The following is a 22,279-nucleotide window of genomic DNA, read 5'->3' as shown; positions in this document are numbered from 1 at the left end:
GAACGGGACCGGAACGGGTCGGTGCCCGGCCCGCCGGAGCGGGGATCGGATCGACGGACGCAGCGCCGTCAGCCGAGGGGGCACGGACCCGGACGACAGCAACACGCGGCGCGGTGCGCGGCGGCGGTCGTCGGGTCGATCACGCGGGACATCATGGCAGCACCGCCGGCCCGGGGCCACACCGGCCCCGCGGGACGGCCGTCACGGTGCAGCGGTGTCTGTCTCAGCCCGCACCCAGCGCCAGCAGCCGCACCTGCAGCTCCACGGTGAAGCGTTGCACGGGATCGTCCAGGCTGATCCCGCTGCGCGCCTCGATCCGCTGCAACCGGTAGCGCAGCGTGTTGCGGTGCACCCGCAGCCTGCGGGCTGCCTCGGAGACGTCGCGGCCGGCGTCGAACCAGGCCAGCAGCGAGGCCAGCACCTCGGCCCGGCGGTCCGGGTCGTGCTCGAGGGAGGCGTCGAGCGCGCCGTCGAACAGTCCGGGGCGGTCGCGGGCGATCTCCCCCAGCTCGGCGAGCACCGCCCACGGGCGCAGGTCGCTCAGGCTCGCGACCGACGGCCGTCCGCGGCCGGCGAGCACCGACGCGGCCCGGCAGAGCGGCCCGGCCAGCCCGGCGATGTCGTCGTCGGCGTCGTGGCCGGGATCGACCCGGTCGCTGACGCAGGCGACGAACCGGACGCCGTGCAGGGCCGAGAGCCGGTTCCGCACGGTCTCGGCGTCGCGCTGGGCGGCGTCGCGGCCGCGCCGGCCGGGGAGCAGCACGACGGTCGCGCCGTCGGTCCGGGTGAGTGCCGCGCCGGGGAACACCATCCGCACGCACGCCCCGGCTGACGGCGCCGGTCCGGGGTCCGGGCCGTCGCCAGCCGGGCGCAGCGCGACCAGGGTCCAGCCGCCGGGCCCGCCGAGCGCGTCCAGCGATCCGGTGCCGGTGAGCGCGCCGCGCAGCAACTCGTCGGCGAGGTCGCCGGGGCCGGGCGTCGCGGGGTCCGGCGCGCCGGCCATCCGGGCGGCGACCACGGCCGCGGCCTCGGTCAGCACGTCCGGCGCGGTGTCGCACAACGGCCCGCCGCCCTCGGCGGCGATCACGTAGCCGGCGACCGCGTCCCGGACGACGACCGGTGCCATCGTCCGCGGCACCGCGCCGGGGAACAGCACCTGCTGCGCCGCGCGGGTGCGCAGCAGCAGCTGCGCCGCACCGGATCCGGTGAACCACTCGCGGGCCGCCGCCGGCGCCCGGCGGTCCAGCACCGACCGTTCGCGCAGCGGGTCCACCGGATGCCCGAGCCCGGCGTGGGCGAGGGTCCGCAGCTCGGCGTCGACGATCTCGACCGGGCCGCCCACGGCGGCCGCCGTGGCCTCGGCCAGCGGGGACAGGTCGGGGGCGGGGGCCGCGGGCCGCTGCCCGAGCCGGGCCGCCGGGACCAGGGAGCGGGCGAGCACGCACAGGTCGTCCCAGCAGACCCGGTCCGCGGCGACCAGCACGGTCACCCCGGCCCGGCGGGCCCGGTCGCGGACCGCGGCGACGTCCTCGACGCCCTTGAGGACCACCGCGCAGGCCCCGCCGCGCGCGGCCTCGGCGACGGCCTGCCCGGCGAGCGCGGTGCCCGCCGACGGCGCCGCGACCAGCAGCAGGTCGTCCCGGCCGCACGGCCGCCCGGCCAGCGGGTCCCACAGGGTGACCCCGCCGAGCGGGCCGTCGATGCCGTGCGGTGCGGCGAGCACGTCGAGCACGCCGCGGCCGGGCCCGAGCAGCAGGTCGGCGAGCCGCGGGGGTGCGGGGCCGTCGTCCACCGCGGGCACCAGGCGCACGACCGGACAGCGGTCCTTCCGTGCGGGTGCCGCCTCCACCGGTCGCCGGTCCGTCAGGTTCACCTGCGTCACCACCTCTCCGGGCACGTCGTCGTCGTGCGATACGGGAGTGAGGTTAGGAACGGTGCGGCCCGCCGTCTGTGGGCGAACTGCACGGTCTGCCCGGTGGGGTGTGCAGACTGCACCGCGGACCGGGCACCGGGGCCGTGGGCGGGAACACGTGCTGCCGCGACACACGGGCGTGACAGGAGTGTAGCCCGGCCGACACGGCCGGGCGTGCGTCCTGCACCACACCGGCGTCGGTCAGTCGGCCTCGTCCCAGGCGACGCCGAGTGCCCGGGTCGCCAGGTGCACCATGATCCGGTCGTCCGGGTCGTCGAGATCGACCGGGAGCAGATCACGGATCCGCTCCAGCCGCTGCATCACGGTGTTGCGGTGCACCCCGAGCGCGGCCGCGGTGTCGGTCGCCGACGACTCCCGGTCCAGGTAGCCGCGCAGGGTCCGGACGAGCTCGCCGTGCGGGTCCGCCTCGATCAGCGGGGTCAGCACCTCGGCCGCCACCGAGCGCAGCGCCGGGGAGCTGTACCAGCCGACCAGCATCCGTTTCATGCTGACCCCGTCGACGTGCTCGACGGTCGCCGGCCCGTCCTCGGTGCCGGCCAGCAGGCAGCCCCGGCGGGCCTCCTCCAGCGAGGCGCGCAGGCCGGCGAGACCGTCGCGGGTGCCGCCGATCCCGGCGCACAGCCGCAGCCCCGGCCGGTCGGCCTCGACCGACAGCAGCGCCTCCCGCACGGCGTCGCGGACCGCGGCCGGGTCGGGACCGTCCGCCGCGGTGCCCGACGAGTCGGTGGTCACCCACAGCACCCACCCGTCCGGACGCTCGACGAGCCCCATCGGCATGCCGTGCGCGGCGAGCCGCTCGTCCAGGTCCGCCACCGGCTCGCCGGGCCGCAGCACGGCGCTGCCGGGCCGCACCGCGACCTGGACGGCGGTGTGCCGCCCGGTCAGCCGCCAGCCGAGCGCGGTCGCCCGCTCGACCGCCCGCGACGACGGGGCGTCGCCCTGGTCGAGCAGCTCCCCCAGCAGCAGCGAGCGGCGCCGCCCGGCCCGCTCCAGCGACGCGGTGGTGCGCGCGACGTAGGCGGTGTAGGACAGCGCCGCGATCGCCATCGACTGCCGGATCGGTTCCAGCAGGGCACCGGTGACCGTCTGCAGCCGGGCCGCGAGCCAGAAGTTCGCCGGGGCGTCCGGGTCGAGCTGGACGGGCTGGACGAGCACCGCGTCGCCGTCGCCGACCTCGAAGGTGCCGGCCGACGGGCGGGCCGCGGCCAGGTGCGACCGGACCTCGGGCCGGTCCATCAGGTCGCGCACCGCGGGCTCACCCGCGACGAAGCGGGACTCGCCGTCGACCAGCGCGACCGGCCCGCCGAGGGTCTGGGCGAGGGTCCGGGTGAGCCGGCCGGCGTCGGACGAGGGCACCTGGAAGCGCTGCGCGGTGGTCCCGAGGATCCGCAGGCCGGCGATCTCCGGGGCACGCACGTAGGGATCGAAGGCGGCGGCGACCGCGGCCGGCGCGATCTCGTCCAGCACGACGAGCGGGACGGCGAGCCGGTCGGCCAGTCTGCGGGTGGCGAGCGGGACGGCGGCGACGGGGCGCTGCGCGATGATCCCGGCCAGCCCGGCGCCGTGCGCGAGCCGCAGGGCCAGGTCCGCGCCGGGCAGGTCGAGCGTCAGCTGCTCCGGCCCGAACACCACCACGCTGCCGGGGGCGAGGTCCTCCGCGGCGTGCACCGAGCCGCCCGGCACGACCATCCGCACCGCGCGGTCCAGCCCGGCCACGCCGCCGAGCACCTCGTGCCCGCGCAGCAGGCCGGTCGCGAGCAGCCTGCCGAGGGTCACCGTCGATCCGCTCACCAGGTCTCTCCCGTCCCGGCCGGGTCCACCAGCGGACCGGTCGCCGTCACCCGCAGCCGCACGCACGGCATCGGCACGTAGGTCATCGCCATCTCGCGCACGGCGCCGATCCGGACCCGGCGCGGATCGGCACCCGCCCGGACCGCGCCGTCCCGGGCGGCGCGCCGGGCCAGCCGCACCCCCTCGGCCAGCGAGCCGTCGGCGAACCGGAACAGCCGGTCCACGGTGGCCGACGCCTCCGCGGTGGCGGCCCCGTACGCGGCGGCCCATTCCGCGTCGGCCGGGCGCCGGGCCTCCGGCGGGAGCGGGACCGGCCCGGGGGTGCCGGCCACCGCGACCGGTGCGTCGCCGAGCGCGGCGCCGACCCGGACGATCCCGGCCCGGACCCGCTCCAGCAGCACCGCCGGGCCGGCGTCGCCGTCCGGCCGCAGGTGCACGACCCGGTCGGTGCGCACCGCCAGCCGGATGCCGCGGACCTCGCGGAACGTGCCGGTGTCGGGCACCAGGCCGTCGTCCAGGCCACCGATCCGCAGGCCGTCCGGGCGGGAGTCCAGCACGACCAGGGTCGGCGACCCGGTCAGCCGGGCCGTCCCGGCGCGGGCGGTGGCGTGCTGTGCGCCGACCATCAGCACCGGATGCGCGGCGGCCACGTCCGGGCCCAGGACGTGCCCGCCGCCGTCCATCAGGAGCAGCTCGGCGTCCGGTCCGGCGGCCGCCGCCAGCGCCCCGGTCAGCGCACCCGCCCGGCGGGCCAGCGCCGCGTCGAGCACCGCGGTGTTCTCCCGTTCCAGCAGCCCGACACCGCCGTAGCCGTGCGCGGTGACCACCGGGACGTCCGGGCCGAGCACCGCACCGAGCAGCGCCGCCGCCCGCTGCTCGTGCCCGGGATCGAGGTGCCCGGAAACGGCGGCGACCGCGACGGCTGCGACCGGGCCTGCGGCGACCGGGCCTGCGGCGACCGGGCCTGCGGCGACCGGGCCTGCGGCGACCGGGCCTGCGGCGACCGGGCAGGCGCAGCGGCGGGCGAACGCGCCGATCGCGCCGGTGTCCAGCGGCGCGATCTCCGACCCGTCGTGCAGGTATCCGCCGCCGACCACGGCGACCGGCCCGCACACCGCGTCGGCGAGGTCGGCCGGCCAGCCGGTCAGCGGCGGCACACCGGTGGTCGCCGGGGCGCCGATCCGCAGCACCCCGACCCGGTCCAGCACACCGGGATCGCCGAGCAGGTCGGCCGGGCCGGGGCAGCTCACGACCACCCGCAGCGGGCCGCCGCCGGGCGGGCGCAGCCCGGCCAGCAGTTCGCGGACGGTGCCGGCCGGGTCGTCCGGTGCGCCCGGCCGGGCGCACCGGGCGACGATCCGGCCGTCCGCGCCGACCAGGACCGCGGTGGCCGGGCCCGGGCCCAGGTCGATCCCGATCCGCGGCAGCCGGCCGGCGCTCACGACGGTCCGACCCGCACCGGATCGACGTCGAGGCCGAACGCGCGCGGCCCGGCCAGTGCGTAGCCGTCGGGCCGGTGCCAGCGCTCGTCGACCGGCAGTGCGACCACGTGCACCTGCTGCCCGACGACGACGTCCACGGTCTGCAGCACCGCGCCGCTGTCCCGGTCGATCAGGTCGATCACCTCCGGCACGGTCACCGCGACGACGCCGTCGGCGGAGGCGACCAGGTTCTCGTTCTGGAAGTCGACCCGCATCATCCGCGCGCCGCGCCGGTCGGCGGGCGGGTCCGACTCGATGCTCACCACGCCGCGCGGGAAACCGTCGGTGGTGCGGTGCACCAGCTCCCGGACGACGCCGGAGAACAGCAGCCGCCCGCCGGTCTCGGCCAGCAGCGGCGCCGGGTCGCCGACAACCGGCGCGGAGCGCAGCGCGCGGCCGATCCGGACGCACTCGGTGAGCCCGCCGCGCGGTGCGAGCCGGGCGCACTCGGCGGCGGTCACCCGGTAGGCGCTGATCAGGGCGACCAGCCCCATGTGCGGCATCGCGCTGCGCAGCAGCCGGGACACGGTGCCCGCGTCGTCGGCGGAGAGCACCGCGGAGGTGCCGCGCGAGTCGACCACCACCACCGGCGACGCGCTCAGCCCGGCCAGGGTGAGCAGGGTCGCCTCGATCATCGGCAGGCAGCGGCGCATCACGTCGGCGTCGACGCAGGGCAGACCGAGCTGCGCGGCGGTGACCACCGGTGCGATCGCGTTGACCGCGCCGAGCTGCACCGGCAGCACGGCCGAGCAGCGGCCCTCGGCGACCGTCTCGAACAGCGTCCGCAACCGGGCGCTCTCCTGCTCGCCGTGGAACATCTCGACCAGCACCGAGGGGGTGCCCGCGGACAGCACCGGCAGCACCAGCGAGTCTGGGGGCAGGTCGGCGGCGTCGACCAGCCGGACCGGGCCGTGCCGGCGCAGCGCGGCGCGCAGCATCTGCCGGGGCAGGTAGGGGTCTCCCCCACCGCCGCTGCCCAGCACGACCGCGCCGCCGACGACGTCGTCGACGTCCTCCTCGGTGATCCAGCCCTCGGTGCGCCAGTGCCCGGTGCTGGTGTTGCCGGTGGTCCGCCGCATCGCCGCGCTCCACCCTCCTCACCCCGGGCCGGGCGCCCCGAACCCCGCGTACACCGCGGCGAACGTGCCTGCGGCCGCCGACAGCTCGTCGACCGGCACGTACTCGTCGGCGGTGTGCGCCACGGTCATCGAACCAGGACCGTAGACCACCGCGGGGATGCCGAGGTCGTTGCGCAGGAACCGGGCGTCGGTGCCCAGGTTCAGCCCGCGCACCGGTGCGCCCCCGGCGGCGGCCCGCACCCGGTGCACGAACGGATGGTCCGGGTCGAGCTCGGAGCCCTCGACGAACGCCAGCGTCTCCACGGTGTGGTCGATCCCGGGGCCGGCCCGCTCCAGCACCGCGGCGAGCCCGGCGAGCACCTGCTGCTCGGTCCAGCCGGGCAGCACCCGCCGGTCCAGCCGCAGGGTCGCGGTGTCGGCGACGATGTTGGGCATCGAGCCGCCCGAGATGGTGCCGACGTTGCAGGTCGGGTCGCCCAGCAGCGGATGCGGCTCGGTGCCGAAGTCGGCCAGGTGCAGCACCTGGACCAGGCGGGCCGCGTCGGCGATCGCGGAGTGCCCGGCCGCCGGGTCGCCGCCGTGCGCGGCGCGGCCGCGGACCCGGATCTCGGCGAGCAGCGCGCCCCGTTCGGCGACGCCGACGCCCAGCTCGCTCGGCTCCGGCACGATCGCCGCGTCGGCCGCGATCCGGCCGGCCGCGAGCAGCGCGGCGGTCCCCCACCGGCCGCCGGTCTCCTCGTCGGCGACCAGGTGGAACTGCAGGTCGCAGGGCAGCTCGAGGCCGGCGTCCTGGCAGGCGCGGACGCCCTCGATCGCGGCGGCGATGCCGCCCTTCATGTCGCAGGCGCCGCGGCCGTAGACCCGGCCGTCGCGGACCACCCCGCCGAACGGCGGGACCGACCAGTCCTCGGCCCGCAGCGCGACGACGTCGACGTGCCCGTTCACCAGCAGCGTCGGCCGGCTGCCGTCCCCGGCGCCGAGCGTGCCCAGCACCGAGATCCGTCCGGGGGCGGGCTCGAACACCTCGGTGCGGGCGCCGAGGCCGTGCAGCACGTCGCGCAGCAGCCCGGCGATCGCGGACTCGTCGCCCGGCGGGTTCCGGGTGTCGCACTGCACCATCGCCACCGTCAGGTCGGTGCAGCGGGCGGTGTCGACCGCGGCCCGGGCCCGGTCCGCGGTGGCGGGCACCGCCGTCACCGGTGCCCGCCGGGGATCTCGTCCAGGAACGCGGTCCCGTCCAGGAAGCCGAGCGGGGCGATCCCCTCGAGGAACCCGCGCAGCTGCGGGCGGGCCCGGAACAGGTCGGTGAACAGCGCGCGGGCGCCGTCGGTGTCGCCGCTGCGCGCCATCAGCAGCGCCCGCCAGAAGTCGGCCTCCCGGTTGTCCGGGCCGAGCAGCTCGGCGGCCCGGGCCAGCCCGTCCAGCCGGTCGGCCAGCTCCCCGGTCGGGACACCGGTGAACGGGCCCAGGGTCAGCCCACGCTCGAAGATGACGCCGCCGATCAGGTCGAACGCCCGCTGCCGGGGCAGCAGCCTGCCGAGCTCGCCGACCGGATCGGGATGGTCGTCGACCCGCAGATCGACCAGGGTCTGCTCCCAGGGCCGGTCGGTGCGGGTGCCGGTGACGACCTTCAGCACCGCCGACTGCGATCCGCGCACGTCGCCACCGGCCGCCTCGGCCGCGACCAGCGCGGCCAGCAGCCGGTCGGCCAGCTCGCCGGGGGTGCCCCGGTAGGCGTCCAGCATGGCCGGCCAGACCTGCGCCGAGCCGAGCATGTTGCCCTGCACGGCGACCCCGTCGCCGGTCGCGCCGCCGGCCGCCGGGGCGCACCGGTCGCCGGTGTGCGAGGCGGCGCGGCCCGCGGCGTCGACCACGCCGAGCTGGCGGTAGCCGGCGTCCGGGTCGGCCGCGACGAGCGCGGCGACCGCGTCGGCGGCCGGCGCGCCGGACCGGATCAGGTCCAGCGCGCCGGGGCCGTGCGCGACCTCGACGAACGCCTGGGTGGCCGCCGCGCCGACGCCGGGCTCGGTCCAGCCGACGAGCCGCCCGACACCGAAGAAGTGCGACTGGGCGGCGACCCCCAGCGCCCCGGTGTGCGGGCAGCGGGCCACGATCGAGTAGGTCACCGGGTGGCCTCCAGGTGCTCGGTGATCAGGGCGGCGACCCGCTCGGGCACCTCCAGCATCGGCAGGTGCCCGACGCCGTCGAGGAACACCGGCTCGGTGCCGGTGGCGGCGGCGATCTCGGCGGTCATCGCCGGTGGGCAGGTCGGGTCCTCGGTGCCGGTGGCGGCCAGCACCGGGACGCCGACCCGCCCGGTCAGGTGCCGGATGTCGGCCCGGAACGCGCCGTGCAGGATCGCCGCGACGACGGCCTCGTCGCGGGTGCCCGCGGCCGCGGCCAGCCCGTCGACGACCCGCGGCTCGGTGCGGAACGCGCCGCCGACGATGCCGGGCAGCAGCCCGGCGAAGTAGCCGGCGGTGCCCTGCGCGGTCAGCTCGGCCACCATCGCCTCGATCGCCTCGTCCGGTGCGCCGACCCCGAGGGTGGAGCCGAAGGTGGCGACGCCGAGCACCCGCTCCGGGTGCAGCGCGGCGGCGGCCAGCGCGATCGACCCGCCCAGCGAGCCGCCGGCCAGGTGCACCGTCCGCAGGCCGAGCGCGTCGAGCACGGCGACGACGTCGGGCAGCCAGCCGTCCTCGATCGAGAACGGCCCGGCGGTGGTGGACGTGCCGTGCCCGCGCAGGTCCAGCGCCACCGTGGGCCGGTCGAGCGCGGCGGTGACGTGCTCCCACACCGAGCCCGCGGTGTTGATCGGGTGCACCAGGACGAGCGTGCCGTCGGCGGCGGGATCGCCGGTGACCCGCACCGTGAGCGGCCCGGCGGGGCCGTCCACGGTGCGGACCGACGTCGTGACGCCGCTCATTCGGTGCCGTACTTCAGCTGCCCCTCGGGGGCGAACTCGCTGATGTGCATGTGCCAGATCCGCCAGTCGGCGTTGCCGGCGCCGTCGTCGCGGCGCAGGAACTCGGTGTTGCGGAACCGGGTCGCGCCGCTCGTCTCCAGCTTGCCGGTCGGGGTGGGCAGCACCAGCTCGGCCTCGCCCTCGGAGGTGAGCAGCGCGACGTCGCCGAACACCTGGATCTCCGGCTCGGTGACGTCGGCGATCCGGGTGATGGTGACGCCGACCGAGGTGAGGTTGCGCCACAGCTTCGCCTTGTCGGCGGCGCCGCGGTAGACGAAACCGTTGAGGTTGAACTGTAGGTAGCCGTCGCCGACCGGGAAGTACGGCAGCATCTTCTCGACGTCGAGTCCGACGTTGGCGGCGAACCAGCCGTCGTGCACGGCGCGGACGGCGGCGACGTCCTGGTCATGGGTGCTCATGGTGATCTCTCCTGCTGGGTAGGGTGTCGGGGGATCAGGAACTGAAGTCGGGGACGAGACCGGCGACGGTCGCGAGGGTCTCGTCGGCGTTGTCGGCCACCACCGGCACGACGACGACCTTGTCGGCGCCGGCGTCGAGCAGGGCCTGGATGCCGGCGCGGGCCTCGTCCGGGCCACCGGTGACGCTGAACGCGTCGACCCACTCCTCGGGCATCTCGGCGGCCACGGTCGCGGCGCCGTCGCGGGCGATCATGTCGGCGATCGCGTCGTTGGCGCCGATCGAGGCGAACAGCGGGCACGGGCCGGTGGCGCCGATGTAGAAGGCCAGCACCGGGCGGATCTGCTCGCGCACCTCGGCGGCCCGGGCCGGATCGCCGGTCAGGTTCATCGCGACCAGGACGACCTGCTCGGGCCGGGTGCTGCGACCGGCCGCGTCGGCGGCGGCGTCCAGCTTCTCCCGGGTGGCCCGGACGTACTCCGGGGTGGCGAGCACGCTGACGACGATGCCGTCGGCCAGCTCGCCGGTCAGGGCGATGCCCTTGTCCCCCAGCACGCCGGTGTAGAGCGGCGGGACCTGCGCCGGTGGGTGGGTGAGGGCGACCTCGTTGAAGGTGAACACCCGGCCCGTGTCGTCGACCTTCTCCCCGGCCAGCAGCGCCGACACCCCGGTGAGGGTCTCACGCAGCGCCGACATCGGGGACTTCACGGTCAGCCCCATCTGTGCCGTCCAGGCCGGTACGCCGTGCCCGACGCCGGGCTTGAACCGGCCCGGGTAGGCGCGGGCCAGGGTCGCCGTCTCCATGGCGAGCAGTGCGGGATGGCGCACCATCGAGGAGACGACGGCGATCCCGACCGGGATCCGCTCGGTGGCGCCGAGCGCGATCGCCGAGGCGGCGATGCCGCCGAGGAAGAAGTAGTCCTCCGGGATCCAGAGCTCCCCGAAGCCGCGCTGCTCGACCTCGCGGGCCAGCCGGGCGATGTCCTCGGGCGGTGTGGTGCTGCCGAGCAGCAGGCCGATCCTGTTGGTCATGATCCTCAACTCCTGGGTCAGCCCAGCGCCCGCAGCCGCGGTGCCAGGTCCTTGTCGAACAGCTGCAGGAACCGCTGCTGGTCGTGTCCGGGCGCGTGCAGCACCAGGTGCCGGAAGCCGGCGTCGACGTAGGGGCGGACCCGCTCGGCGATCTCGTCCGGGTCGGACGCGACGATCCAGCGGGACGCGACCTGCTCGATCGGCAGCTCGTCGGCGATCCGCTCCATCTCCAGCGGATCGGAGATGCCGTGCTTCTGCTCCGGGCGCAGCGACAGCGGCGCCCAGAACCGGGTGTTCTCCCGGGCGGCGTCCGGGTCCGGGTCGTAGGACACCTTGATCTCGATCATCCGGTCGATGTCGCAGCGGCGGCGGCCAGCCGCCTCCGCGCCCGCGTCGACGGCCGGTTGCAGCTTCTCGGTGTAGAGGTCCATCCCCTTGCCGCTGGTGCAGATGAACCCGTCGGCGGCCCGCCCGACGTACTTCGCGACGACCGGGCCGCCGGCCGCGACGTAGATCGGGACCGGGACCTCGGGGCGGTCGTAGACGGTGGCGTCGACGGTGCGGTAGTACTCGCCGTCGACGGTCACCCGCTCGCCGGTCCACAGTGCCCGGATCAGGTCGATCGCCTCGCGCATCCGGGCGAACCGCTCGCGGAACTCGGGCCACTCCAGCCGCGCCACGGCGACCTCGTTGAGCGCCTCGCCGGTGCCGACGCCGAGGAGCACCCGGCCCGGGTAGAGCGCGCCGAGCGTGCCGAAGGCCTGCGCGACGACCGCCGGGTTGTACCGGAACGTGGCGGTGAGCACGCTGGTGCCGAGGGTGACGCGGGAGGTGCGCTCGCCGGCGGCGGCGATCCAGGCGATCGAGAACGGCGCGTGCCCGCCGCGATGCCGCCAGGGCTGGAAGTGGTCGCTGACCAGCACGCTCTGCATGCCGTGCTGCTCGGCGAGCACGGACAGCTCGACGAGCTCGCGGGGGCCGAACTGCTCGGCCGAGGCCTTGTAGCCGAGCACCAGGTCCGATCCGGTCACGCGGCTCCTCCGGTGGTCGGGCCGACGACCGGCGCGGCGTGTGCCACGTCCATCCCGCCGATGAAGCTGCGGAACGACGCGTGGAAGCTCTCCGGGAGCCCGGCCATCGCGGTGCGGAAGCCGTCGAGATCGGCGACCTCGATCAGCTCCGGATAGTGGTGGGCCGGTGCGCCGACGCCGTCGAGCACCGGGCCCTCCAGGCGCAGCACCCGGAACCCGAGGACCCCCGGCATCCCGGCCGCGGTGGGGGCGTCCACCTCGCGCAGCCAGCGTTCGTGGTCCGCGCGCACGGCCTCGTCGGTGAGCGTGGTGAGCGCGACGACGGTGTGGCTCATCGGGCCGGCTCCGTCGCCAGCCCGTCGAGCACCCGCTCCGGCAGCACCGGGATCGAGGTGAGCGGCGCCGCACCGGCGGGCAGCGCGCCCTGCAGCGCGTTCACGATCGCCGACGGCGCTGCGATGACGCCGCTCTCCCCGACGCCCTTGGCGCCGTTGAGCGCGAACGGGGTCGGCGTGACGGTGTGGAAGACGTCGAGCTCGGGGATCTCGGGGGCGATCGGCACCAGGTAGTCGGCGAACCCGGTCGCGCCCGGTTGCCCGGACTCGTCGTAGACGATCTCCTCGGTGAGCGCGGCGCCCTGGCCCTGCAGCGCGCCGCCGACGATCTGGGCGTCCACGATGCGCGGGTTCAGCTGGTTCCCGCAGTCGTGCCCGAAGATCATCCGTGGGACGCGGACCTGCCCGGTGTCCGGGTCGACGTCGACGAGTGCGACGACGACGCCGTAGGAGAAGGCGAGCGCCTGCGGGTCGAACGCGCCGAGCGTCTCCAGCCCGGGCTCCATCCCCTCCGGCAGGTTCCCGCCCTGGTAGGCGGCCGCGGCGACGGTCGCGTAGCTCAGCCCGGCCGCGCCGGCGCCGCGCACCCGGAACGCGCCGTCGGAGTGTTCGACGTCGCCGGGATCGGCCTCCAGCAGGTGCGCGGCGATCCGGCGCATCTTGTCGACGGCCTTGTCGGCGGCCAGGATCAGCGAGGAGCCGGCGATCCCGGCGGCCCGGCTGGCCCCGCTGGCGTAGGCGGTGTAGTGGCTGGAGTCGGTGTCGCCGAACCGGACGGTCACGTGGTCCAGCGGCACCCCGAACCGGTCCGCGGCCAGCTGGGCGAACGCGGTCTCCAGGTCCTGGCCCATCGGCGTCTGGCTGGACACCACGCGCACCCGGCCGTCCGGCTCGACGGTCGCCGAGGTGGCGTCCCAGCCGCCGGTGGTGATCCCGATCAGCGGGAACACCCCGGACGGGCCGAAGTTGGTGCACTCGTTGAAGAAGGCGATCCCGATCCCGGCCGGGCGGCCCGCGGCGCGGATCTCGTCGCGCTCCCGGAGCATGTCGGCGTAGGCGGGCCGGTCCAGGGCGAGATCGAGCATCTGCGGGTAGTCGCCGGAGTCGAGGAGCTGACCGGTGGCGGTGGTGAACGGGAACGCCTCGGGCGGGATCAGGTTGCGCCGGCGCAGCTCGACCGGGTCCAGCCCGAGCTGCGGTGCGGCGATGTCGAGCAGCCGCTCCAGCGGGAAGTTCGCCTCCGGCTGGCCGAAGCCGCGGTAGGCGCCGAGCGGGGTCTTGTTGGTGACCACGGCGGTCGCCGAGATGTCCACCGCGGGCACCGTGTACGGCCCGCACAGCAGCGCGCCGGTGGCCCAGCCGGTGCCGGCGCCGCAGGTCGACGGGGCGCTGCCGAGGTCGATCAGGTAGCGGGCGCGGAGCCCGACGATCCGGGCGTCGGCGTCGAACCCGATCTCCAGCTCCATCCGCTGGTCCCGGGACGGGGTGGACGCGACGAACGACTCGTCGCGCTGCTCGGTGAACCGCACCGGGCGGCGCAGCCGCAGCGCGAAGTACGGGACGAGTGCCTCCTCCGGGTACAGCACCGCCTTCATCCCGAAGGCGCCGCCGACGTCCGGTGCGATCACCCGGATCCGGTTCTCCGGCACGCCGAGCATCGCCGCGACGCCCTCCCGGATCTGGTGCGGCGACTGGGTGGAGGTGTGGATGGTCAGCCGCGGCCCGGTCGGGTCGTAGTCGCAGACCACGCCGCGGGTCTCCATCGAGGTGGCCAGGATCCGCGAGGTCGTGAACGTCTCCCGGACGACGGTGTGCGCGCCGGCCAGCGCGGCACCCGCGTCCGGCGGCTCCGGCAGGCCCGGGACGGCGACCGGCCAGGCCGCCCGGACCTGCACGTTGTCGCCCCACTCCTCGTGCAGCAGCGGCGCGCCGGGATCGAGCGCCTGGTCCACCGTGGTCACCGCGGGCAGCGGCTGGTAGACGACCTCGATCGCGTCCCGGGCGTCCTCGGCGACGTACTGGTCCCGGGCGACGACGACGGCCACCGGCTCGCCGACGTGCCGGACCTTGTCGACGGTCAGCGGCCTGCCGTGCCCGGTCTTCTGCCCGGGCAGGTCCCACAGGTACTGCTGGGGGCCGATCTCGTCGAACAGCTCGGCGCCGGTCGCGACCGCGTACACGCCGTCGATCGCCCGGGCGGCGGTGGTGTCGATGGAGACGATCCGGGCGTGCGCGTGCGGGCTGCGCAGCACCACCAGGGTGGCCTCGCGGTTGTGGTGCACGTCGTCGACGTAGCGCCCGGCGCCGCGGACGAACCGGTCGCCGGTGCGGCTGGGGATGCTGCGGCCGACGTAGCCGGCCGGCTGCTCGGTGACGGTCACGCGCCCGCCTCCCCGGTCACGTGGTCGAGCGCGGACCCGAGGGCGTCCACGATCCCGGCGTAGCCGGTGCAGCGGCAGATGTTCGCCGACAGCCTGCGCAGCAGCTCGGCGCGGTCGAACCGGGCGCCCGCCCGGGCCTCGGCGATGATCTCGGTGCCGAGCACCACGAAACCGGGCGTGCAGAACCCGCACTGGAACCCGGTGTGCTCGATCAGCGCCCGCTGGAAGCGGGACAGGGTGCCGTCGGGGTCCTCGACGCCCTCCACGGTGGTGATCTCGGCGCGGTCGGCCTGGACCGCCAGGGTCAGGCAGGACCGGGCCGACTCGCCGTCGACGAGCACCGTGCAGGCGCCGCACCAGCCCTGGTGACAGGACGTGTGGGTGCCGGTGCGCCCGGCCCGTTCGCGCAGGAAGTCGGCGAGGTTGGTGCGCGGCTCGGCGAGCGCGGCGACCGGCTCGCCGTTCACCTGCATGGTCAGCACGCGCTCACCGGTCGGCCGGGCGGGTGCGGTCGGGCGGAGATCGGTGGTGGTCATGCGGCGTCCTCCCGGGAGGGCGTGTGACGGGTGGGATCGGGGACGATCCGGGACAGCGCGGCGGTGACCGCGACGGTGACCAGGCGGCGCCGGTAGGGCACCGACCCGTAGCGGTCGCCGTTCGGGACGACCAGATCGGCCGCCGCGCCGGCCGGGTCCTCCGGGCCTGCGGCGGCCCGCCCGGTGGGGACGACGACCGGGGTGGGGCCGACACCGGTCACGGCGATGACGAGCGCGCCGCCCGCGTCGTGCCCGGCGACCGCGGAGACCTTCGCGTGCCGCCGGAAGTGCCGCTGCTCGAACACCCACGGCCGGTCCGGGACCGGCAGCTCGACGGCGGCGAGCAGCTCGTCGGGGCGCAGCGTCGTCCGGAACGGGCCGGTGAACAGCTCGGCCGCCGGGATGCGGCGCTCCCCGGACGCCGAGTGCGCCACCGCGACGCCGCCCAGGGCGAGCAGCACCAGCGGCAGCTCGGCGGTGGGATCGGCGAACGCGATGCTCCCGCCGACCGTGCCGCGGTTGCGGGTCGGGACGTGCCCGACGTGGCCGAGGGCCTCGGTCAGCACCGGCACCCGGGCGGCGAGCGGGTCACGCTGCACCGTCCGCTGGGTGACCGCGGCGCCGATCCGCAACCGGTCGCCGTCGAGGGTGATGCCGCCGAGCTCGGGGACCCGGCCGATCGCGAGCACCAGCTCCGGGGTGCGGGTGCGCGCGTTGAGCTGGGGTACCAGGCTCTGGCCGCCGGCGAGCACGGCGACCTCACCCGGCTCGGCGGCGAGCACGGCACACGCCTCGTCGAGGGAACGGGGTTCCCGATACCGGAACGGGGCAGGACGCATGGAACCTCCCAGGGACGGGGACGCCACGTGGTGGTGGGCGGCGCGATGTCCGACCGGTGGCGAGATCCGAAACTAGGAGTGGCGGGGGCCGGGACGCTTCGGCGCCGCGGACAAACCTGCGGGGACCGCGGTGTGCACGGTGCTCAACGACCGGGTGTGCGGGCCGTCGGGGCCTCCGCCGTCAGCCGAGGTGTTCCAGCCAGTTCCAGAGGGCGCGTTCGCGATCGGGGTCGTAGGACTCGGTGGACGACGGTGCGGCCTTCGTCCGGTGGATGTAGGCGCCGGACGCGGCGGGAGTGACGCCGAGGACGGTGTCGGCGAGCTTCCGGCCCGCGGGGACCGGGGTGTCGACGAGGCCGGTGACCGTGAGCAGCGGGACGATCCTGCTCATCAGGGTCGAGACGTGCGGGGTGATCTCCCGCAGGCCCGGCAGCACCTCGGCGGCGGAGGAGCCTCGCCCGAGCACCACGAGGTGGGTGCCGGGGCTGCGCCGCAGGACCTCCCGCGCGGCTTCGAGACCGATCCCGCGGGTGGCCCCGGTCATGATCAGGGTCCGGGTCGCTGCGGTCATGGGTGGGCTCCCTGGGTGAGATCGTGGTTCCCGGTCGCCGTCGACACTGACCGGGCGCCCGGGGACGGAGGAGACTTCGCCGAGCCTGGTATCCGCAGGGCCGTGCACGCGGCGTTGCGCCCGCACCGGCGCAGGGAGAATGACGCCATGGTGGGATGCGACGCCAGGAGCTCGCCGACATCGCGGGCATCTCGGTCGAGTACTACACCCGTCTCGAACAGGGGCGCGCGACCCGGCCCTCGCGGGAGATCCTCACCGCTCTGGCACGGGCGTTCCCGCTGTCGGACGCCGAGCGGGATCACCTGTTCCGGCTCGCCGACGAGCGACCTCCGCGGCGGCGGGCACCCGCCGCAGAGATCCGGCCGGGGCTCCGGCAGCTGCTCGCCGGCCTGGACGACACCTTGCCGGTCACCGTCCACGACGGCCGGCTCGACGTGCTGGCGCTCAACCGCGCCGCAGCGGACCTGTTCGGGCCGGTGTTCGGCGACGGACCCTATGGCCGGAACATCGTCCACCAGGCGTTCACGTCCACCGGGCTGCGCACGGTGCTCGGGGACGACGGAGCGGAGCAACTCGCCCGGGTGGCGGCCGCCGAACTGCGCAAGGCGCTCGGCCGCTACCCGGAGGACGCACGCCTTCGTTCCCTGTTCCACGAGCTGTCGACCTGCAGCCCCGGGTTCGGGCAACACTGGGAACGAGCAGAGATCGGAACGTGGAGCTCGGCGATGAAGAACCTCCACCATCCGAGTGGCCGTACGCACCACGACGGTGATCTTCGGGGGGTCATCTGGCCACCGTGCCCAGCCCGTCGCCGTCCGGGATGTGCACCGTGGCCACATCCCGCGCGGCGCGGCGCGCGACGGTCGCGGATCCCGCCCACGCCGTCTGGACCCGCGCCGCACCGGATGCGCACGCTGACGAGGTCCGGCCCACCCCGCCGGACACCGTCCCGCCATCACCCACGAGGTGCCCGGGTCCGACACCCCTGTCCAGCTGCTCTCCCCCGACGGCGAGCTGACCGGCCATCCCGACCATCCGCTCGACGTCCACCCCACGCTGGCCCGCGACCTGTTGCGCCGGATGGTGCTGGCCCGCCGCCTCGACGAGGAGGCGCTGCACCTGCAACGCCAGGGCGAGCTCGGCCTGTGGCTGGGCGCGGTCCGGCCGGCGCACGGCGGGTGCGGCCCGCCCGGGTCGCCGCCCCGTCTCCCAGGTGGGGTCGGTGAGCACGGTACGGGCCCGGCCGGGAGCGGCAGCGCGCCACCCGCCCGCCCGGGCCGGTGGCGGTGACCGAGGTGCCGGGCGATCGGGCTGCTCGGCGGCCGCTACATCCCGGCCGCCGACATGGGCACCGGCCCGGAGGACCTGCAGGTGATCGCCGGGCACACCCCGGTCGTCGCGAGCGCCGAGCGGGACCCGTCGCCGTCCACCGCGCGCGGCGTGGTCGCCGCGATGCGCGCGGTCGCGCTGCGGCGCGGGCACAGCTCGCTGGCCGGGCTGTCGGTCGCCGTGCAGGGCGTCGGGGACGTCGGCGGGCACATCGTCGGGCTGCTGCACGCCGAGGGCGCCCGCACCGTCGTCGACGATCTGGACCCGGAGCGGGTCCGGGACGCCGTCACCCGCTTCGGTGCCGTCCCGGCCGACGGCGCCGACGTGCTGCTCGCCGACGTCGACCTGGTCTGCCCGGCCGGGGCCGGCCTGGTCCTCGACGCCGAGCGGGTCGACCGGCTCCGCGCGTGGGCGGTCGTGCCGGCCGCGAACAACGCGCTGGCCGGGGACGAGCAGGCGCTGCGGCTGCGCGCACGCGGCATCGACTACGTGCCCGACTTCGTCGCCAACGCCGGCTGGCTGATCTCCTGCGAGGCCGAGATCCGCGGCGTCTCCGGGTTCGCCGACCGGCTGGAGGCGATCGGCGCCACCACGGCCGAGATCCTGGCCGCGGCGGACGCCGACGGCGTCGACGCGCTCACCGCCGCCACCGCGCTCGCCGACCGCCGGATCGCCGCCGCCCGCGCCCGCAACGCCGGCGCATGATCACCGATCGGGCACCGGGACGTTCGCCGGGCGACCGTTCCGGTTCCCGATCCGTGATCACCCGATCCGCGGCGGGGTGTGTGCGGTGACCTCGGGCGGCTCGTGGCGGAACGGTTCGACCGCGACCGCGCACAGCTGACCGGTGCAGCCCTGGGCCAGCCGGGACGAGCCGCGGTCCCGGGTCAGGGCGTTCGGGTTGCCGTGCACGCAGAGCGCGTCGTCGCCGGCGTCCGGGCGCTCCGGGTCCGGGCGCGGATCCCACCAGGCGCCGGTCGGCAGCTGCAGCACGCCGGCCCGGATGTCGTCGGTCACCCGGGCCGAGGCCAGGCAGGCGCCGCGGTCGTTGTACAGCCGGACGACGTCGCCGTCGGCGATCCCCAGCCCGGCGGCGTCATCCGGGTGGATCCGGACGACCTCGCGTCCGGACCGCTTCGAGCCCGCCGAGTGCGCGCCGAAGTCCAGCTGCGAGTGCAGCCGGGTCGCGGGCTGGTTGGAGACCAGCCAGAACGGGTGCCGCTCGTCGGGCGCCTCGGTCGGCTCCAGCCAGGCCGGATGCCCGGGATGGTCGGCGTAGCCGTACCCGGCGATCGCCGCGGACCCGACCTGGATCCGGCCGGACGGCGTCGGCAGCGGGTGCGCCACCGGATCGGACCGGAACCGGCCGAGGACGCCGCCGTCGTCCGGGCGCTGCGGCAGCTCCAGCTCGCCGCGCTCCCAGAACTCGTCGAAGTCGGGGGCGTCGAGCCCGCGATCGGCGAGTGCCTTGCGGGTGCGGTCGTACATGTGGACCAGCCAGTCGTGCGCGCTGCGGCCCTCGGTGAACGTCTCGCCGTGGCCCAGCCGGTGCGCGAGCGCGGCGTACACGTCGTAGTCGTCGCGGGCCTCGCCGCGCGGCGGGACGAGCTGCTTCATCGCGACCAGCAGCGGATCGGCGCTGGTCGCGCCCATGTCGTCGCGTTCGAGGGTGGTCGTGGACGGCAGCACGACGTCGGCGTGCCGGGCGGTGGCGGTCCACATCGGGTCGTGCACCACGAAGGTGTCCAGCTCGGCGACCGCGCGGCGCAGCCGGCGCAGGTCCTGGTGGTGGTGGAACGGGTTGCCGCCGGCCCACCAGGCCAGCCGCACGTGCGGGTAGGTGTGCTCGGCGCCGTTGTAGTCGTAGGTCTCCCCCGGGTGCAGCAGCATGTCGGCGACCCGGGCCACCGGGATGAACGACGACACCGGGTTCGGTATCCGGGAGAAGGCCGGCACCGGCACCGCATTGCGCAGCCTGCCGTAGTGCCCGAGCGAGCCGAGGCCGTAGTTGAACCCGCCGCCGGGCAGCCCGATCTGGCCGAGCACCGCGGCCAGCGCGGTCGCCCCCCACACCGGCTGCTCGCCGTGCTCGGCGCGCTGCAGCGACTGGGCGACGGTGACCAGCGTGCGCCCGTAGGCGATCCGCCAGGCCAGCTCCCGGATCGCGGACGCGTCGATGCCGGTGATCTCCGCGGCCCACTCGGCGTCCTTGACCGGTGCCGCGAACAGGTACTCGCGCAGCTGTTCCCAGCCGTCGCAGTGGGTGTCGAGGAAGTCCGCGTCGTGCCGGTTCTCGGCCGCGACGGTGTGCACCAGCGCCAGCATCAGCGCGACGTCGGTGCCCGGGCGGATCGGCAGCCAGGTCGCGTCGACCTCCTCCGGCAGGTCCGGACGCAGCGGGCTGACCAGCACGAACACCGCGCCACGGTCGCGGGCGGCGCGCATCGCGCCGCGCTCGACGTGCCGGCTCACCCCGCCGGCGGCGATCGCCGAGTTCTTCAGCGCCATCCCGCCGAACGCCAGCACGGTGTCAGTGTGCGCGGCCACCGCGTCCCAGGTGACGGCGTTGCGGCTGACCGAGTCGAACGCCCCGAGGACCTGCGGCAGGATCACCTCCGCCGCGCCGCCGGAGTAGGTGTTGACCGAGCGGGTGTAGCCGCCGGTCGCCGCGAGGAAGCGGTGCAGCTGGCCCTGCGCGTGATGGAACCGCCCGGCCGACGCCCAGCCGTAGGACCCGCCGTAGACGGCGGCGTCGCCGTAGGTCGAGCGGACCCGGTGGGTCTCCTCGGCGAGCCGGTCCAGCACCGCGTCCCAGGAGACGGTCAGGTAGCCGTCCCGGCCGCGCGCGGGATCCCGGCCGGGGCCGCGCTCCCACCAGCCCCGCCGGACCGCCGGGGCCGTCACCCGGGCCGGGTGCGCGACCGCGGCCGGGATGTTGTCCAGCACCGGGGACGGGTCCGGGTCGCCCGGGTGCGGGCGCACCCGCAACCGCTCGCCGTCGTAGCGGGCGCGGAACACGCCCCAGTGGGCACTGTGGGTCTTCTCGATCTCGGTCACCACGCTCCACGCTATGCGGCGGGCGCCCGCATGCGGAAGGGATCGCGGGGGAAGCTGTAGGCATGACGAACACGCTGACCGCGGCCGAGCTGCTCACCGACCACTTCGGCCGGGTCGACGGCCTGGTGCACGACGTCGTCGACGGGCTCACCGAGGACGACCTCGCCCGCCGCCCGGACGGCCCCGACGGGGCGGGGAACCCGATCGGCTGGCTGGTGTGGCACCTGCTGCGGGTGCAGGACGACCACGTGGCCGAGGCGTTCGGCACCGGGCAGGTCTGGATCGAGGACGGCTGGGCGGAGCGGTTCGGGCTCCCCCTCGACCCGCAGGACACCGGCTACGGGCACACCCGGGAGCAGGTCGACGCCGTGCGGACCAGCGCCGAGCTGCTCGCCGGGTACGGCGAGGCGGCGCAGCCAGGACGGTGTCGCACCTGGCGACGCTCACCGACGCCGAGCTCGCCCGGGTGCTGCCGCCCACCTACGGGGCCGGCGTCACGCTGGGCGCGCGGCTGGTCAGCGTGCTCGGCGACGACCTGCAGCACGCCGGGCAGGCCGCCTACCTGCGCGGGCTGTTCGGCCGCTGACCGCCGCCGCGCTCCTCCAGCCAGCCGACCGCGAACGCACACACCGCGGCCGCGTCGACGAGCAGCGAGTCCGCGCCGGCGACCCGGCCCTGCACGCCGCCCCCGGCAACCCTGCCGTGCATGCCGCCTCCGGCGGCGACGAATCCGGCGACGATGAGGCCGAGATGGTCCTCCCCCGGCCCGGCCCCGTCGAGCCCGGCCCCGTCGAATGCCGGGCTGACCGGGCGGCTGGTGTCGTACTCGGTGACGGTCCGCCAGCGGACGCCGCCGGGCGCCGCGAACGGCACCTCGTAGCGGACCACCCGCTTGCCGGGCAGGTCGGCGAGGTGCTCGGCGTGGTGCAGCAGGGTCATCGTGTCCCACGGCGCGCCGATCATCGCGACCCGCCCGCCCGCCTCGACGAGCTTCGCGAACGGTGACCCCGGCCCGTAGCCGTGGTCGACCGGGTGGTCCCGCACGAACCATCCGGCGCGGGCACCGAGCGCGGCGACCGAGGCGCCCGGCGATCCGCTGCGCAGCGCGCCGGGGCGGGTGCGCAGGAACTCGGGGAACGCGCCGTTGTCCCGGATCGCCCGGGACGCCGCCGGGTCGAACGGCGGGACGTGCGGACGCAGCTCGTCGGGCACCCGGCCGTCGGCGTCGAGCAGGTCCAGGTACGGGGCCTGCCAGTCGGTGTAGGCGAGCACCGTCCCGCCCGGGGAGACGGCGTCGAGCAGCGCGTCGACCAGCGTGTCCGGGCCGTCGATCAGCGGGCCGAGCGCCCGGATCCCGGCGTGGGCGAGGACGTCGTCGCCGGGGCGCAGGCCCAGGGCGCGCAGGTCGGCGGCCACTCCGGCCCGGGTGGCGAACGGGATCCCGGTCACGATCGGTGGACGGTACCGGCGGGCGTCGCGGCCGTCACCGGAGTTCGGGGCCG

20 protein-coding genes and 2 pseudogenes are annotated in these 22,279 nt (G+C 76.0%); 5 read left to right on the top strand and 17 right to left on the bottom strand.

All coding sequences use genetic code 11. The features are described from left to right. Positions 1 to 223: 223 nt before the first annotated feature. The 15 genes from ACVJO7_RS22245 to ACVJO7_RS22175 all read right to left on the bottom strand — a co-directional run bounded on the left by ACVJO7_RS22245 (position 224) and on the right by ACVJO7_RS22175 (position 16,391). On the bottom strand, positions 224 to 1,810 hold the full coding sequence (locus ACVJO7_RS22245; RefSeq protein ID WP_491674476.1) for a PucR family transcriptional regulator: 1,587 nt from the start codon (positions 1,808 to 1,810) through the stop codon (positions 224 to 226). A gap of 303 nt (positions 1,811 to 2,113) precedes the next feature. Continuing rightward, positions 2,114 to 3,724, bottom strand: coding sequence for a helix-turn-helix domain-containing protein (locus ACVJO7_RS22240; protein ID WP_491674475.1), 1,611 nt, complete (start codon positions 3,722 to 3,724; stop codon positions 2,114 to 2,116). Next, positions 3,721 to 5,166 carry a hydantoinase/oxoprolinase N-terminal domain-containing protein gene (locus ACVJO7_RS22235; RefSeq protein ID WP_491674474.1) on the bottom strand — a complete coding sequence of 482 codons (1,446 nt, stop codon included), beginning with the start codon at positions 5,164 to 5,166 and terminating at the stop codon, positions 3,721 to 3,723. The genes ACVJO7_RS22240 and ACVJO7_RS22235 overlap by 4 nt, the downstream gene beginning before the upstream one ends. Beyond that, positions 5,163 to 6,284: an S-methyl thiohydantoin desulfurase family protein gene (locus tag ACVJO7_RS22230; protein ID WP_491674473.1), complete on the bottom strand. Its 1,122-nt coding sequence runs from the start codon at positions 6,282 to 6,284 to the stop codon at positions 5,163 to 5,165. Before ACVJO7_RS22230 ends, ACVJO7_RS22235 begins: the two co-directional genes overlap by 4 nt. 18 nt (positions 6,285 to 6,302) lie before the next feature. Beyond that, positions 6,303 to 7,472 (bottom strand): M20 family metallopeptidase, encoded by a 1,170-nt coding sequence (locus ACVJO7_RS22225; RefSeq protein ID WP_491674472.1) that lies wholly within the window; start codon positions 7,470 to 7,472, stop codon positions 6,303 to 6,305. Positions 7,473 to 7,477: 5 nt separating this feature from the next. Then, positions 7,478 to 8,410, bottom strand: a complete 933-nt coding sequence (locus ACVJO7_RS22220) for a DUF1028 domain-containing protein (protein WP_491674471.1) — start codon at positions 8,408 to 8,410, stop codon at positions 7,478 to 7,480. Beyond that, the gene (locus tag ACVJO7_RS22215) at positions 8,407 to 9,210 is read right to left on the bottom strand and encodes an alpha/beta fold hydrolase (protein ID WP_491674470.1); all 804 of its coding nucleotides are present in this window, start codon (positions 9,208 to 9,210) and stop codon (positions 8,407 to 8,409) included. The genes ACVJO7_RS22220 and ACVJO7_RS22215 overlap by 4 nt, the downstream gene beginning before the upstream one ends. Next, positions 9,207 to 9,668: a YybH family protein gene (locus ACVJO7_RS22210; protein ID WP_344017629.1), complete on the bottom strand. Its 462-nt coding sequence runs from the start codon at positions 9,666 to 9,668 to the stop codon at positions 9,207 to 9,209. Before ACVJO7_RS22210 ends, ACVJO7_RS22215 begins: the two co-directional genes overlap by 4 nt. A gap of 34 nt (positions 9,669 to 9,702) precedes the next feature. Then, entirely contained in the window at positions 9,703 to 10,698 is a 996-nt protein-coding gene (locus ACVJO7_RS22205) for an LLM class flavin-dependent oxidoreductase (RefSeq protein ID WP_491674469.1), read from the bottom strand. A 17-nt stretch (positions 10,699 to 10,715) separates the two neighbouring features. After that, a complete protein-coding gene (gene fgd, locus ACVJO7_RS22200; RefSeq protein WP_491674468.1) occupies positions 10,716 to 11,729 on the bottom strand; it encodes a glucose-6-phosphate dehydrogenase (coenzyme-F420) in 1,014 nt (337 codons plus the stop codon). Then, the gene (locus tag ACVJO7_RS22195; RefSeq protein ID WP_491674467.1) at positions 11,726 to 12,064 is read right to left on the bottom strand and encodes a hypothetical protein; all 339 of its coding nucleotides are present in this window, start codon (positions 12,062 to 12,064) and stop codon (positions 11,726 to 11,728) included. The genes fgd and ACVJO7_RS22195 overlap by 4 nt, the downstream gene beginning before the upstream one ends. After that, the gene (locus ACVJO7_RS22190) at positions 12,061 to 14,445 is read right to left on the bottom strand and encodes a xanthine dehydrogenase family protein molybdopterin-binding subunit (protein ID WP_491674466.1); all 2,385 of its coding nucleotides are present in this window, start codon (positions 14,443 to 14,445) and stop codon (positions 12,061 to 12,063) included. Before ACVJO7_RS22190 ends, ACVJO7_RS22195 begins: the two co-directional genes overlap by 4 nt. After that, complete coding sequence (locus ACVJO7_RS22185; RefSeq protein WP_491674465.1) at positions 14,442 to 14,981, bottom strand: (2Fe-2S)-binding protein; 540 nt, start codon at positions 14,979 to 14,981, stop codon at positions 14,442 to 14,444. Before ACVJO7_RS22185 ends, ACVJO7_RS22190 begins: the two co-directional genes overlap by 4 nt. Next, positions 14,978 to 15,820, bottom strand: coding sequence for an FAD binding domain-containing protein (locus tag ACVJO7_RS22180; RefSeq protein WP_491674464.1), 843 nt, complete (start codon positions 15,818 to 15,820; stop codon positions 14,978 to 14,980). Before ACVJO7_RS22180 ends, ACVJO7_RS22185 begins: the two co-directional genes overlap by 4 nt. 181 nt (positions 15,821 to 16,001) lie before the next feature. Continuing rightward, positions 16,002 to 16,391: a hypothetical protein gene (locus ACVJO7_RS22175; RefSeq protein ID WP_491674463.1), complete on the bottom strand. Its 390-nt coding sequence runs from the start codon at positions 16,389 to 16,391 to the stop codon at positions 16,002 to 16,004. 155 nt (positions 16,392 to 16,546) lie between these two features. Here ACVJO7_RS22175 and ACVJO7_RS22170 point away from each other — a divergent pair. The 3 genes and pseudogenes from ACVJO7_RS22170 to ACVJO7_RS22160 all read left to right on the top strand — a co-directional run. Continuing rightward, a pseudogene (locus tag ACVJO7_RS22170) lies at positions 16,547 to 17,131 on the top strand (helix-turn-helix domain-containing protein); the annotation flags it as partial. 226 nt (positions 17,132 to 17,357) lie between these two features. After that, positions 17,358 to 17,681, top strand: a complete 324-nt coding sequence (locus ACVJO7_RS22165) for a hypothetical protein (protein WP_491674490.1) — start codon at positions 17,358 to 17,360, stop codon at positions 17,679 to 17,681. A gap of 54 nt (positions 17,682 to 17,735) precedes the next feature. Then, a complete protein-coding gene (locus ACVJO7_RS22160) occupies positions 17,736 to 18,425 on the top strand; it encodes a Rossmann-fold NAD(P)-binding domain-containing protein (protein ID WP_491674462.1) in 690 nt (229 codons plus the stop codon). Positions 18,426 to 18,482: 57 nt separating this feature from the next. Here the strand turns inward: ACVJO7_RS22160 and ACVJO7_RS22155 are convergent, their stop codons facing one another. Further along, complete coding sequence (locus tag ACVJO7_RS22155) at positions 18,483 to 20,777, bottom strand: molybdopterin-dependent oxidoreductase (RefSeq protein WP_491674461.1); 2,295 nt, start codon at positions 20,775 to 20,777, stop codon at positions 18,483 to 18,485. A gap of 62 nt (positions 20,778 to 20,839) precedes the next feature. Between ACVJO7_RS22155 and ACVJO7_RS22150 the strand changes: the two are divergent. Both ACVJO7_RS22150 and ACVJO7_RS22145 read left to right on the top strand, forming a co-directional pair. After that, a pseudogene (locus ACVJO7_RS22150) lies at positions 20,840 to 21,079 on the top strand (DinB family protein); the annotation flags it as partial. A 122-nt stretch (positions 21,080 to 21,201) separates the two neighbouring features. Then, on the top strand, positions 21,202 to 21,363 hold the full coding sequence (locus ACVJO7_RS22145) for a hypothetical protein (protein WP_491674489.1): 162 nt from the start codon (positions 21,202 to 21,204) through the stop codon (positions 21,361 to 21,363). Here ACVJO7_RS22145 and aac(3) read toward each other — a convergent pair. Beyond that, positions 21,336 to 22,226 (bottom strand): aminoglycoside 3-N-acetyltransferase, encoded by an 891-nt coding sequence (gene aac(3) / locus ACVJO7_RS22140; protein ID WP_491674460.1) that lies wholly within the window; start codon positions 22,224 to 22,226, stop codon positions 21,336 to 21,338. The two genes, ACVJO7_RS22145 and aac(3), sit on opposite strands and share 28 nt — an antisense overlap. Positions 22,227 to 22,279 lie beyond the last annotated feature (53 nt).

The organism is Pseudonocardia sp. DxW (assembly GCF_058448985.1).
The sequence above is the reverse complement of the archived record's forward strand: the minus strand, read 5'-3'. Positions and strand labels throughout refer to the sequence as shown.

Excerpts from the sequence above, each read along its gene's own strand:
- ACVJO7_RS22230 (WP_491674473.1), bottom strand. The coding sequence starts at position 6,284 with ATGCGGCGGACCACCGGCAACACCAGCACCGGGCACTGGCGCACCGAG.
- ACVJO7_RS22215 (WP_491674470.1), bottom strand. The coding sequence starts at position 9,210 with ATGAGCGGCGTCACGACGTCGGTCCGCACCGTGGACGGCCCCGCCGGG.
- ACVJO7_RS22210 (WP_344017629.1), bottom strand. The coding sequence starts at position 9,668 with ATGAGCACCCATGACCAGGACGTCGCCGCCGTCCGCGCCGTGCACGAC.
- ACVJO7_RS22205 (WP_491674469.1), bottom strand. The coding sequence starts at position 10,698 with ATGACCAACAGGATCGGCCTGCTGCTCGGCAGCACCACACCGCCCGAG.
- ACVJO7_RS22195 (WP_491674467.1), bottom strand. The coding sequence starts at position 12,064 with ATGAGCCACACCGTCGTCGCGCTCACCACGCTCACCGACGAGGCCGTG.
- ACVJO7_RS22185 (WP_491674465.1), bottom strand. The coding sequence starts at position 14,981 with ATGACCACCACCGATCTCCGCCCGACCGCACCCGCCCGGCCGACCGGT.
- ACVJO7_RS22180 (WP_491674464.1), bottom strand. The coding sequence starts at position 15,820 with ATGCGTCCTGCCCCGTTCCGGTATCGGGAACCCCGTTCCCTCGACGAG.
- ACVJO7_RS22175 (WP_491674463.1), bottom strand. The coding sequence starts at position 16,391 with ATGACCGCAGCGACCCGGACCCTGATCATGACCGGGGCCACCCGCGGG.
- ACVJO7_RS22160 (WP_491674462.1), top strand. The coding sequence starts at position 17,736 with ATGGGCACCGGCCCGGAGGACCTGCAGGTGATCGCCGGGCACACCCCG.